The 12,540-nt window shown below is 49.7% G+C and carries 9 protein-coding genes; 8 read left to right on the forward strand and 1 reads right to left on the reverse strand.

Annotation, left to right across the window (positions count from 1 at the left end; all coding sequences use genetic code 11):
- The first annotated feature begins 39 nt into the window (after positions 1-39).
- Both GVJ32_RS06305 and ald read left to right on the forward strand, forming a co-directional pair.
- A complete protein-coding gene (locus tag GVJ32_RS06305) occupies positions 40-876 on the forward strand; it encodes an MBL fold metallo-hydrolase (protein ID WP_200841350.1) in 837 nt (278 codons plus the stop codon).
- 37 nt (positions 877-913) lie between these two features.
- A complete protein-coding gene (gene ald / locus GVJ32_RS06310) occupies positions 914-2,029 on the forward strand; it encodes an alanine dehydrogenase (protein WP_159239190.1) in 1,116 nt (371 codons plus the stop codon).
- A 1,007-nt stretch (positions 2,030-3,036) separates the two neighbouring features.
- Here ald and GVJ32_RS06320 read toward each other — a convergent pair.
- The gene (locus GVJ32_RS06320) at positions 3,037-5,439 is read right to left on the reverse strand and encodes an AsmA family protein (RefSeq protein WP_159239192.1); all 2,403 of its coding nucleotides are present in this window, start codon (positions 5,437-5,439) and stop codon (positions 3,037-3,039) included.
- 214 nt (positions 5,440-5,653) lie between these two features.
- Here GVJ32_RS06320 and GVJ32_RS06325 point away from each other — a divergent pair, with 214 nt between their 5' ends.
- The 6 genes from GVJ32_RS06325 to GVJ32_RS06350 all read left to right on the forward strand — a co-directional run bounded on the left by GVJ32_RS06325 (position 5,654) and on the right by GVJ32_RS06350 (position 12,398).
- On the forward strand, positions 5,654-6,505 hold the full coding sequence (locus GVJ32_RS06325) for a bifunctional transcriptional activator/DNA repair enzyme AdaA (protein ID WP_159239193.1): 852 nt from the start codon (positions 5,654-5,656) through the stop codon (positions 6,503-6,505).
- A gap of 123 nt (positions 6,506-6,628) precedes the next feature.
- A complete protein-coding gene (locus GVJ32_RS06330; RefSeq protein ID WP_159239194.1) occupies positions 6,629-8,239 on the forward strand; it encodes a FadD3 family acyl-CoA ligase in 1,611 nt (536 codons plus the stop codon).
- Positions 8,240-8,274: 35 nt separating this feature from the next.
- Positions 8,275-8,778: an Lrp/AsnC family transcriptional regulator gene (locus tag GVJ32_RS06335; RefSeq protein ID WP_159239195.1), complete on the forward strand. Its 504-nt coding sequence runs from the start codon at positions 8,275-8,277 to the stop codon at positions 8,776-8,778.
- Between the two features lie 11 nt (positions 8,779-8,789).
- Positions 8,790-9,260 carry an Lrp/AsnC family transcriptional regulator gene (locus GVJ32_RS06340; RefSeq protein ID WP_159239196.1) on the forward strand — a complete coding sequence of 157 codons (471 nt, stop codon included), beginning with the start codon at positions 8,790-8,792 and terminating at the stop codon, positions 9,258-9,260.
- A 46-nt stretch (positions 9,261-9,306) separates the two neighbouring features.
- Complete coding sequence (locus GVJ32_RS06345) at positions 9,307-10,881, forward strand: LVIVD repeat-containing protein (RefSeq protein WP_159239197.1); 1,575 nt, start codon at positions 9,307-9,309, stop codon at positions 10,879-10,881.
- A 38-nt stretch (positions 10,882-10,919) separates the two neighbouring features.
- Positions 10,920-12,398: a hypothetical protein gene (locus tag GVJ32_RS06350; protein WP_159239198.1), complete on the forward strand. Its 1,479-nt coding sequence runs from the start codon at positions 10,920-10,922 to the stop codon at positions 12,396-12,398.
- The last annotated feature ends 142 nt before the right edge of the window (positions 12,399-12,540 follow it).

The following is a 12,540-nucleotide window of genomic DNA, read 5'->3' on the forward strand; positions in this document are numbered from 1 at the left end:
TTTTACTCTGCAGGGATTGTTGAAAAGAGATGAGTATCTATGTTGGAAGCGGGAGTATTAGAAACGCTGTTGCCTGGTGTGCATCGTATTGTGGCGCCGAATCCGAGTGTTATGACTGGGCCTGGTACCAATACCTATTTACTAGGCAATAAGCGCATAACTGTGCTCGACCCAGGCCCAGATATGCCGGAGCACATTGCGGCTATAGAAGCGGGTATTGCGCAGCTGGGTGGCGAGTTGGAGCGGATAGTGACTACTCACACTCATCCAGATCATTCGCCAGGCGCCGCAGCCCTGCAGGCGCGTTATAGCGTGCCGGTAATGGGTGCAGAGATCGTTGATGATGGCTATCAAGACACCAGTTTTGCGCCTACTGGCTCAGTTGCCCATGACGAGTGTTTTGACGTTGATGGCAGTGTGCTCAGGGCTATTTATACGCCGGGGCATGTCGGCAATCACTTTTGCTTTTTACATGAAGCCACCGGTACGGTATTTACCGGCGATCACATTATGCAAGGTTCGACGGTGGTCATTATTCCACCGGCGGGTGACATGGCAGATTACGTGGCGTCGCTGCGTTTATTGCTCGATTACCCTTTGCAATACCTTGCGCCGGGCCATGGCACCTTAATTGATACGCCAAGGCAGGAGGTGGAGCATTTAATTGCTCACCGGCAGTCTAGAGAGGACAAAATTTATGCCGCCTTGCAGCAAATTAAAGAGGGCGACCTCGACGAATTGGTCGTAGTGGCCTATCAGGATGTTGATGCCTCTATTCACCCGATTGCAAAGTTGTCACTTTGGGCGCATCTACTAAAATTAGAAAAGGAATTGCGTGCTCGCCAGCAAGATGGTCGGTGGGAGCTTCTTGCTTAGCGCGTAAACCTGTTTAAAAACCTGCGGGGGAGTTTGTATGCAGATTGGCATTCCCAAAGAAATTAAAGCGCAGGAATATCGAGTGGGTTTGATTCCCTCTTCGGTTGCGGATTTGGTGTCAGCGGGGCACAAGGTGTTGATCGAGCGCGAGGCTGGCCTTGGCTCAGGTTATAGCGATGATGAATATCTCGCTGCCGGTGCTCAAATATCCGCGTCGGCTAATGCCTTATATCGCGATGCCGAGTTAATTGTAAAAGTAAAAGAACCTCAGGCAATTGAGGTTTCTTTACTACGCCCTCAGCATCGCTTGTTCTGCTATCTGCACCTCGCCCCAGATCCTATATTGACCGACGGACTCATCGCCAGCGGTGCCTTATGCGTCGCCTACGAAACCATCACTGACCAACACGGCCGACTTCCGCTATTAAAACCCATGAGTGAAATTGCAGGACGTTTAAGTGTGCAGGCGGGCGCGCATTGTTTGGAGAAGGCGCAGGGCGGCTCAGGGGTATTATTGGGCGGCGTATCTGGACTTGAGCCCGGTCACGTATTGATATTTGGCGGCGGTGTTGTCGGTAGTAATGCGGCGGATGTTGCGCTGGGTATGGGCGCTAAAGTGACGATGATTGAGCCCTTTGATCAACGGCGTGCACTATTGCGTGAACAATTTAAGTCCCCACGTTTCTCAGTGCGCGACGCAGAAAACTTAGACTTACGGGCCTTGTTGAGTGAAACCGATATGGTGGTGGGGGCGGCTTTGGTGCCAGGTGCTGCCGCGCCTAAATTATTGTGTAAAGAGGACTTGTCGGCCTTAGCGCCCGGCTCAGTATTAGTCGACGTGGCGGTGGATCAAGGCGGCTGTTTTGAGACCACAAAGCCGACGACACATCTTGAGCCCACATTTTTGCTGGATGGCATTGTTCATTACTGTGTTGCCAATATTCCGAGTGCCGTCGCCAGAACGGCAAGCCAAGCCTTAAGCCAGTCCACTTTGCCTTATGTGCACTTACTAGCAAGTCAAAATTTAAAACAAGAATGTTTGAATAATGCAGGTTTGGCTGCGGGTATAAGTGTTGCGAATGGCGAGCTAACTTGCGCTGCGGTTGCCGGTGCGCAAGGCATGGAATATAAAACCTGGGAGCAGGTGCTTTAACCCGGCCTCAGCATAACTACTGTGCTCGTCACGTTCTGCTGAGACCTCTTAACATTATTTTACTTCTATAAAATCCAGTATTTTAGATTTATCGGCAGCGATATCGCGATAGGAATCTAAGCGAATAGCGGTGTCGTATTTATCACCTTGCGAGGCAAAACAGGCGTTACGTGGCNGACCGCTTAAAGCTGCGGGGCCATTAAAATGGTGGCGCTGCTCTACACGCTGGGCGACCGCTACCTGCAATGTTCGCTGGATTAAATAAGCATATTCAATTTTCTCATCGTGCAGGGTTTCCATAGACCAGCGCGTAAAGCCCTTGCTCAAACTCACGCCCTGATACTCTATGGGGCTGATGATCTCGTTCTGAGCGTTAAAGATCGGTGCGCTCACCGTGTTGCCGTTAATATCAATGCGAGCATGGACTGCGTCGTCGTTTAATTCAGAAATAATAATGTCATAGCGGCGGTCGGCCCGCCCGTGCGCCGCATGTACGATGGCAATACTAAGCATATTAAACATATGGCTGCAGTGGATGTTGGCGCTTTGGTATTGGGCGGCGGCCAGAATGTTTTTACTCAAGGGGCAGCCGACGAGGGTTTGTAATTGCTGTTCGGCGCCAATGCAGCTGCTGACGGGGTGGCGCACCCACTCAGCTTCAATAGCAGTTATTTTATGGCTGTCATGAGAGAAGCTGATTTTAAATGCATGAGCAAGATCTTCCATAGCAAAATTAACGGTATTGCCATGGCTGCTAATCGCCAGCGCGCGGACAAATTCGCCATGCCAGAATTCGCGTTGTATCGATGGATTTTCCATAAGAAGCTACCTGCGAACAGCAGTAGTGCTTGTTCAGCGCTACTTGATAAGTAAGCTAGCGTAACAAATGTGCAGAGGTTTTTCAGCTAATTACTGATGGCGGTAACATTTTGCGTTGTGAATACATAAGGAAAGGTAGCGACGGTAAGCAGTAGTGCTTACCGTCGCTAGGACTGAATGGTTACGCTTTATTTCTTAAAGAATTGATTAAATAATTGCTTAGCGGCTTCGCCATTTTCACCGCCCATTTTTTTCTCGATGAGTTCTTTTGCTTTTTCATCAATTTTATCCTTGGCTTTTTCTTTAGCGATATCTTCTATCACTCTAAAGTCTGGCAGGCAGCTTGTAGCACCGACTTTGTCGAAGGCAGCCTTACAGCGAATTGGTATATCGCGGTTTAGCAATTTGTCGTTATTGATTTTACAGGCCATCTCATTTTGGTCTGCTTGCGCTAGGCGCGTGTTAATCACTACGTCAAAAGTGTCGTCATTTAAATTAATTTTGCCATTGCCGCTAAGTCCAAGTTTGGTCACGCCAGATTTTAAAGTTTCAATCTTGGCAATGCCGTCCTTGATCACAATTTTAGTGCTGGTGTCCTTCAGGTCGCTATATAGCGGCCAGTTTGTGGCATCGAAGGTTTCTTGCTGAAACCTCGCAACGAGCTGACAGAATGCCTTTTCAATATTCATATTGCTAAGGCGAAGCTGCTGCGCAGTTAAGTCGATATTGCCGTCTAAGTGCTTTTTCAAGCCGGCCACACTGGTACCGCTGGTACTTAAATTAAAGCTTACATCGCTGATGCCGGATAACTCTTCAATTGCGGCGGCGTCTTTTAATACTTTGCCCAGTGGTAGTTGTTTACTGCTGCCTTTGAGTAGCATTTTGGCAGCGCTTGGGCGGCTATCAAGTTGGGCGTCTAAGGTGAAGGGGCTGTCGTAAACCATGCCACTAAGTGGGCTTACTGAGCTAACACCGTTTTTTGCATTTAGTTGCAGCAGTATATTTTTGAAAGGCAGCTGATTCGCCGTCATTTCCCCTATTTGTAGTTTAGCGTCAACATCTAATTTATTAAGCATGTCCCTCGGTAGCGGAATTTCCGCATCGGCATTGGTCGACTGAGCTGCTGGGGTTTCTGCCTGCTCTTTTTCTGCTGCTTTACTGTCTTTGGGTGGCGTTGGTGGCAGGTAGTGATCGACATTGATTTTATCAATATTCACCGCGAGCTTGATGGCTTGGTTTTTATCAAGATCGACGCTGGCATTACCCGTAATAGTGCTGTCATCTAAGGTGGTGCGCAGCTCAGAAATCACAATACGCTTGTCGCTACCTTTTACGGAAATTGCGGTGCCGACCTTGCTGAGCGCCGTTGGCTCAGCCATGACCGGTAGTTCAATACCTAGGGTGTTGGCAATTTTGCGCAGATTGGTTGGGGCTAAATTTAGTTTAGCTTGGTAGTCCAGTGGGCTTAAGGTCGCATTGGCATCACCCGTTAGCGAGATGGTTTCGTCGCCGACGCTTGTTTTTAAGGCAATGTCCTTGGCCTTAATAACGTTTAATTTTTTATCGATACTTAATGTGCTAACTAGGCTCAAATTTGTGTCGAGGGGCTTTTGAGTTGCCGTGCTGTATTTCACATCGCCGCTAACTTTGATTGGACTGGCTTCGCCGCCGGGTGTGAGGCCGCCATCAACGTTAAGTGATGTAATGTCGATGATAGTGCCGTCTTTCGCTGCATAGCGCAGGCTAGTGTCGTTAATACTGAGTTTGGGTACGGTCCAGACCAAAGCGTCGGCTATATCAACCTCAGCGTCTAGCGCTAATTCTGCCTTCGCCGAAACGCTGCCAAGCTCATTCTTCTGTTCAATGCTCAGTACAAGCTGACCGTCGCCAATCACGAAATGATTAATTTCGCTGTTGACTGTGATATTGCTGCTGAGATGAACCTTGCCATTCACAGATTGGGTTTTGTCTTCAAAAGTAACCTCGCTGTCAAACGTTAGCGGGAAGGCTTTGTTATCGAGCTGAATATCTTCGCCGACCAGTGATAAGCCTTTCAGCTCAATATACTGGCCGGTTTTTTTGTCGGTGTAGCTAATGTCGGTATCACTTAGTTCTAGCTTGGCGATGGCGAGTTGCATTGCTTTTTTCTCGCCCGCATCCGCAGGTTTTTCTGGCTCGCTGGCAGGCTTACTTTCATCTTGCTTGCCGATTTTTGTCCAGTTGCCGACGCCGTTTTCGTCAACAATGAGTGATGCTTTCACGCCAGCTAGGCTAATGCCTTGCACCACAATGTCCTTCTTCAATAAGGGCATGAGGGCAACGGATAACTGCGCCTTATCAAAGCGCATCATTTCGGCTTCGTTCTCAGGGGCGACGCTGGCGCCGTTAATGACAATTTGAATATTGGGGAAGACCTGCCACGCTAAGTCACCTTCTAGCTGAAGCGTTAGGCCCTGTTCGGCGGCGAGTTTTTCAATGTCGTCTTTGAAGATATTTGGATCTATCCAGAATGCCAGTGATGCCGCAGCGAGCACAGCAATAAGAACAACACTGACAATGGTGATGATGAGATACTTTACGGCACGGCCCATTGTCTTCTCCAAGGTATTAAATTGCATTCCATTAGCGCAAGCTGGCTAAGGCAGAATTTACGGTATTTCGATTATAGTAGTTTGACAGGTTTCTGGTGCTTAGTTCGTTGCCTCGTTAAAACTTACTCTGTCTCCGCCAAAGCAGCAAGAATCGGGTGGTATTGAATTTAGCTAAGCGGCAGAATTTAGTAAAAGAACATGCATTGGGTCATCTATGAGCGCAGAAAAAGAGCAGCATGCCAATTACCAGCGGGTTGCCAGTGCGATCCGCTATTTAAGCGACAAGCAGCTTACGCAGCCGAGCTTGGCTGAGTTAGCCGCTCATGTGGGTGTTAGTGAATTCCATTTGCAGCGCATTTTTACTGAATGGGCTGGCGTGTCTCCCAAGCAATTTCTGCAGTTTCTTACCAAAGAGAATGCCAAGCGTTTACTGCGCAGCAGCTCGGTTATGGACAGTGCACTTGCCTGCGGCCTGAGTGGCAGCGGTCGCTTACATGATTTAATGATTAAGGCCGAGCGAGTCACACCGGGCGAGTACCGCAGCATGGGTGCAGGTCTGCAAATTCACTACGGCAGTTGTCCCTCTCCTTATGGTTTGTGTTTTATTGCTGCGAATCACCGCGGCATATGCAAAATAGCGTTTTTTGATGAGCAAGAAACTGAGGCGAATTTGCTTGCGGAATTGCAGGCCGAGTGGGCCGCAGCGGAGCTAATGCGGGATGATCAGCGGGCAGCGTCCCTTTACGCTAGTGCGTTTTCTGCAAGGCCTAGTTCCGAGGGGGAGTCGGTCACACTGCTGCTAAAAGGCACAGAGTTTCAAATGAAAGTCTGGGAGGCTTTGCTTACCATCCCTTCGGGTGAGGTTTGCTCCTATCAACAGCTCGCTGAATCTATGGGCTCGCCGTCGTCGACGCGGGCTGTGGCCTCGGCTATCGCCCGTAATAACATCGCGTATTTGATCCCCTGTCATCGAGTCATTCGCGGCACGGGTGAGTTTAGCCAGTATCGCTGGGGTGCAGAGCGCAAGCAGGCGATGTTGTTGCAGGAGCGTAGTGTAGGTAGTTAAGGGTGTAAATTTTCGTAACGCGTAATTATTAATATAAAATTATACGCATTTCGCTTGTTGTGTTGTCTGTGAGCTTCTAAACTTAGCGCTGTTGATAAAAGCCCCAACAGGATCACCTGCGCTATGTTATTGGAACCGTCTTCCTCATTTCCCGATATGCCCCTCACCTTGCCTCGCCTGTTTGGCTGGGCCGCCCAGCAATTTGCTAAAAAGACGGCTATTCGAGAGTTGGGGCGAGAGATTTCCTATATCCAGCTAAACGAGCTACGCCGGCAAGCTGCAAGGTCTTTTTATGCGCTGGGCGTAAGCCACGGTGATCGCGTGGCGATTTGGGCGCCCAATATGGCCGAGTGGATAGTGGCCGCAGCGGGGCTGCAATCGGTAGGCGCGATATTGGTGCCCTTAAATACCCGTTTACAAGCCAATGAAGCCGCCGATATTTTACGCCGAGCCGGTGTGAAGGTTTTGCTGACCACGGCTGAACTTGAAAACACCGCGCCCTCATTAAGCGCCGACGTATCCACCTTAAGCCACTGTATTTTACTGCCGCAGGCAAACGTAGCTGTAGCCGATGAAGCGCGAAGCTGGGAGAGTTTCCTTAGTCATGGCGAGCAGGTCGATGATGCTAAATTCATCGCCATCGAGAGAGCGGTGAACCCCCACGACAGCGCCGACATGTTGTTTACTTCTGGAACCACCGGTAAAGCAAAGGGCGTGTTGTGTAGTCACGAACAAAACATTCGGGTATTTCAGAGCTGGAGCGCCACGGTGGGGCTGCGCAGCGATGACAATTATTTGATTATAAATCCCTTCTTTCATTCCTTTGGTTACAAGGCGGGCTGGTTGGCGGCAATCATTTGCGGCGCAACTATTTTGCCCATGGCGAAATTCGATAAAACCTCGGTGATGGAAGCGATTGAGCGCGATAAAGTCACCATGCTGCCCGGCGCACCGTCCTTATACGAAATGCTATTAGCTGATGACAGCCGCCGTAATTATGATCTTTCGAGCTTGCGCTTAGGCGTGACGGGCGCGGCGTCGGTGCCGGTTCAGCTGGTGCGCGATATGCGCAGCGAGCTGGGTTTTGAAACTGTGGTGACGGCCTACGGCCTGACTGAATCGACTGGCGTAGTCACGATTTGTCGTCCTGACGATGACGCCGAAACCATCGCCTCTACCTCTGGCCGCGCCATCGATGGCGTAGACGTGAAATGCGCAGACCCAGCAAGCGGTGCAGAGGTTGAGCGCGGCACCGAAGGCGAAGTGTGGGTGCGGGGCTATAACGTGATGCAGGGTTATTTCGATATGCCAGAGGCGACTGCCGAGGCCATAAGCGCAGACGGCTGGTTAAAAACTGGTGATATTGGTGTGATGGATGCGCTCGGTTATCTTAAAATCACCGACCGCTTGAAAGACATGTACATCATGAACGGCGAAAATGTGTATCCCGCCGAAATTGAAAAGGCGCTCTACGGCTTAGCCGGCGTTGCGCAGGTGGCCGTCATTGGCGTAGCTAAGGCGCCGCAGGGTGAAGTGGGTATGGCCTTTGTGGTGAGCAAATCTGGCAGTGAACTTAGCGCCGCAGATGTGCGTGATTTTTGTGCCACTCAATTAGCATCGTATAAAGTGCCTTTTTATGTGGAATTTGTTGATGCTTTGCCGCTAAACGCCTCTGGCAAAGTATTAAAAACCGAGCTTAAAACCATCGCCACGCAAAAACGTAATGCGGGCTAAGATCAGCGCACCGCGAAACAGTGCCGGAGTAAGACATGACAGAATTTAGTGACGGCGAGCATTTGCGCCCTGCGCCGTCTCAACAGATGGATGAGGTCGATCATCGCATAGTCGCGCATTTACGCCGCGACGGTCGTATGCCCTATAAAACCTTGGCTAATGAGTTGAGCCTAACCGAAGCCACGGTTCGCGCACGAGTTCGCCGCTTGGAAGAGGGCGATAGCCTGCGGGTAGTTGCCGTAACCGATTATGAAGCGGTTGGTTACACCATGATGCTGGCGGTGGGTATTCAGGTAGAGGGGCGACCTGCAGATGTGGTGGCGGACGATCTCGCTAAGTTCGACGAAGTCTTCTCGGTGTGTCAGGTAGTGGGTACGCTAGATATAGAAACCTTGGCGGTCGCCCGAGACCAAGAACATTTATCTGAGCTACTCGCACGCTTGGGCAGTGTGCCGGGGGTGAGAAAATTAGAGCCGTCCATCGCACTAGATGTGCTTAAAAATCAGTCTAACTGGGTGCCTTTTGGGCACGGCGTATAAGGAATACCGCAGTGGCAAAAAAACAGTTAGACGAGCAAGACCGCAAAATATTAGATGGCCTCGCCAAAGATGCGCGTATAAGTAATCGCAAAATTGCAGCGGATCTCGGTATTACTGAAGGCACCGTGCGCAGCCGCATTAAGCGCATGGAAAGCGAAGGGCAGGTACGTATCACCGCAATGACCAACATCGCCCGCCTGCGTAATCCGACCCTTGCCTATATTTGGGTTGAGGTGGAGCGCAGCGCTCAGTGTGACGACGTTGCCCAAAAACTTGCCGAGGTGCCAGAGATTGGCTTCGTCGGCAAAATGCTGGGCCGTTTCGATATTCTCGCCATCACCCTAGTGCAAGACAATGCCGAGCTGGCGCGATTCTTACACAGCAAAATTACGGGTTTGGCAGGGGTGCGCCGCACCGAATGTTCGCTGGGTGTTAATTTTGTGAAGCACGACTATCGCATGAGTCGTATTGTTGATGTTTAACTGCTACCGTTAAAAAAATAATAATGAGTACGAACTGAGGCTAGCTATGAATCCAATAAAAATGCGGCGTGTCGCTAAGCTTATAGCTTTGGCGATAGGTGTTTTGTGCCTGTCTAGTTGCGGTGGTAGCAGTAGTTCAGGCTCAAACTCTGGAGCTAGCGGTGGAGTTGGTGAGCCCAGCAACGATCGCTTAGAGCCGGGCTTGCAAGGTCAAATCCCACTGGCAGAGCAGTTGAATGGTAATGCAGCCGAGGGCTACCGAAAAGGCCTGCGTCTAGTGGGCGAGAACACGATCTTAGACCGTGGCGCAAATTTCTCTATGGCGTGGCTTGATGATTGCGCTTATATAACGACCACCTCACCTGGGCAAATTTTTGGCCCTGCGTCCTCTCCCTATATCGACCCACAATACAGCGCCCTTAACGGTATGGCGGTGATCGATGCGTCAGACCCAGAAAACCCAGAGCTAATCGATATATTACAAAGCCCCGCCATGATCGCCCCGCATGAATCCATACAGGCAAACCAAGCGCGGCATATTATTGTTGCCACGCGGGGCGGCGGCACAGCGCTCGATGTTTATGAAGCTATAGATTGTCGCAAGCCGATATTAAAAGCGTCGGTGAATATAGGTATCGGGATCACACTGCCTCCACTTCCTGATCTGCCTGGTGGCATTGGTAGTATCGATCAGGGCTTGGCATTCATGGGTCACGCCATGTGCATTACTGACGATGGTTTAACGGCCTACGCCACCAGTTCTGCGCAAAGCAATGCGGTTATCGATTTGACCGACCTAGAAGACCCTAAGTTGATTCAGCTGTACTCGCCAGCCTCGCATGATTGCGGCTTAAATCCTGAGGGCACTCGCTTATACCAAGCCAATTTTGGTTTTGTGTCGCTGGGGCTGGGCTTGCCCAATGGTCCGGCGGTGGGGCAGAACGGTTTGATGATATTGGATGTTAGCGGTTTCCAAGATCGCAGCACGCCACCATCGCCTTTTCTTTTTGGTACCCAGCCTCCCTTGATTGGTTTTTTAGGGTGGAGCAATTTGATGGATGGCGAAGCGCCAACCGCCGGTTCTCATACTGCGCGCTGGTTTAAAAATGGCGGTCGCACCTACGTTTACTCAAGTGATGAATGGCCGACGGCAGGTGTTTGTCCGTGGGCGCACAGCCGTATCATTGATATTACCGATGAGGCAAATCCGGTCTTAGCGTCTGATATTGTTCTCGATGTAAATAAACTAGAAAACTGCGCGCAGACCGAAATCGATATTGCCAATTACTCCGCCCACTATGTCGGATTTGACGATGTTAATAACGCCACAACTTTATTCATGAGTTATTACACCGGTGGTCTGCGGGTCTGGGATATTCATGATCCGGCCAACCCGTTTGAGATTGCCTATTGGCATCCGGCGCCAAACCCAGATGTCCCCACGGTGTTGCTTGCGGAAGGTTTTGGTAGCTCCGCTGATCGTTGGGACGCAGTTGCGACCTATATTCGTTATCGTCCGGAAACAGGTCATATCTGGATAGCGGGTTACAGCGCGGGCTTTCAAATTTTAGAATTCACCCGCAGTGCTGGGTCAACTGTGCCCAAACCTACAGGGCAATAACTGCGTGTGTAGCAGCAGCTATGCTGTGTAAGCTCAGTATGAAAAAATCGCTAGCTCAGGTTTTTCTTGCACTGGGTTTACTTGGTTTTGCACTGCCGAGCTCGGCCCATTCCTTTGGTACGCTTTATACCTTACCCGTGCCTTTCTGGTTGTATGCTTGGGGCTGCTCTGCGGCCTTAATACTTTCATTCTTGCTGGTGGCTTTGCTGGCGAGACAACCCAGAAATGAACAGTCAGATCCTCTGTTAGAACCTAGCGATTATTCTAAAGTCCTGTTTGAATTGCCGCTCGGCGTCGTTTTTATTTTTCGTGTTTTAAGTTTTTGCGCCTTGCTGCTGTGTATTGCCAGCGGTTTGTGGGGCACTGCCAACGCCTATATGAATTTCAATATGACCTTTTTTTGGATCATATTTGTTTTAGGTTTTAGCTATTTTAGTGCTTTTGTGGGTGATCTATATCCACTTATAAACCCTTGGCAAACCTTGGTTTGCATATTGGCCCGTTGTTTTAAAATTGATTTTTCTGGGCGCATTCCCTATCCGCAATGCTTGTCTTATTGGCCAGCATTATTTCTGTATATGGGGTTTATTTGGTTTGAGCTGTTTGGCGAAAGCGGCCCCAGAGAGCTAGCCTACGGTTTGATGGCCTACGGCCTGTTAAACATTGTGGCGGCATGGTTGCTCGGTAGTAAAGTGTGGTTTAAACAGGGTGAGTTTTTTGGAGTATTGTTCTCGCTAATATCTAAAATTGCGCCTATCTCAATTCATCTCAATGCGGCAAAGAGTCAGCGTCATAACGTCATTATCAGGCCCCCGTTTTCAGGTCTTCAGCGCGGCCAAGCATCCTCAATGAGTGAAGTGTTGTTCGTGTTGTTTCTACTCTCTTCAACCGCATTTGATGGCTTGCATCAGACCAATATATGGGCAACATTTTATTGGCAAGACCTTGCGGGCATATATCGAGAAATTAACAGCCAAAATATAGTTCAGGCTTATCCCGTACTAAAAATAATACATAGGATCTTTGAAAGCAGTGTGTTGTTTTTGTCTCCGCTGTTTTATCTTGCGGTATTGTATATTTTCTTGGCGCTGGTGCGGCGGCTGACAAAATTTCAGGCGTCCTTACGGGTCTTGGCGCTACGATTTTGTTATTCATTACTACCCATCGCATTGGTATACCACATTACTCATTACTACACCTTGGTGAGTAGTCAGGGGGTGATGATCCTGCGGCTTGTGTCAGACCCATTCGGCTTTGGGTGGAATGTGTTTGGCACTGCACATTGGCGCCCCACGTCGGTGGCACCGAATATGGACTGGGTTTGGCATATACAGGTTGGGCTAATATTGTTTGGTCATGTGGTGAGTGTTTACTTGGCGCACAAAGAGGCACAAATGCTATTTCCACAGCGCCGGCAAGCGGCGCTGAGTCAATTACCGATGTTAGTGCTGATGGTCATCTTTACCTGTTTTGGTCTGTGGATACTGGCGCAGCCGATTACTGCGACGCGATTGTAGTGAGCTTTAGGTTGTATTGATTCAACTAAGATTTGGCAGCTTGTTTACACAGAAGATGATCGAGTTGTCATTGGTGGTCAGTAGTTGGCGTTAGCTGTTCTCGCCGATTAAAACGTCGTGAACAGTAGCGTCATTCCCATTA

It is taken from the genome of Zhongshania aliphaticivorans, from assembly GCF_902705855.1.
Lineage (GTDB): Bacteria > Pseudomonadota > Gammaproteobacteria > Pseudomonadales > Spongiibacteraceae > Spongiibacter > Spongiibacter aliphaticivorans_B.

Coding starts and splice junctions, on each gene's coding strand:
- GVJ32_RS06320 (WP_159239192.1), bottom strand. CDS start 5,439: ATGGGCCGTGCCGTAAAGTATCTCATCATCACCATTGTCAGTGTTGTT.
- GVJ32_RS06350 (WP_159239198.1), top strand. CDS start 10,920: ATGAAAAAATCGCTAGCTCAGGTTTTTCTTGCACTGGGTTTACTTGGT.
- ald (WP_159239190.1), top strand. CDS start 914: ATGCAGATTGGCATTCCCAAAGAAATTAAAGCGCAGGAATATCGAGTG.
- GVJ32_RS06335 (WP_159239195.1), top strand. CDS start 8,275: ATGACAGAATTTAGTGACGGCGAGCATTTGCGCCCTGCGCCGTCTCAA.
- GVJ32_RS06305 (WP_200841350.1), top strand. CDS start 40: ATGTTGGAAGCGGGAGTATTAGAAACGCTGTTGCCTGGTGTGCATCGT.
- GVJ32_RS06330 (WP_159239194.1), top strand. CDS start 6,629: ATGTTATTGGAACCGTCTTCCTCATTTCCCGATATGCCCCTCACCTTG.
- GVJ32_RS06345 (WP_159239197.1), top strand. CDS start 9,307: ATGAATCCAATAAAAATGCGGCGTGTCGCTAAGCTTATAGCTTTGGCG.
- GVJ32_RS06325 (WP_159239193.1), top strand. CDS start 5,654: ATGAGCGCAGAAAAAGAGCAGCATGCCAATTACCAGCGGGTTGCCAGT.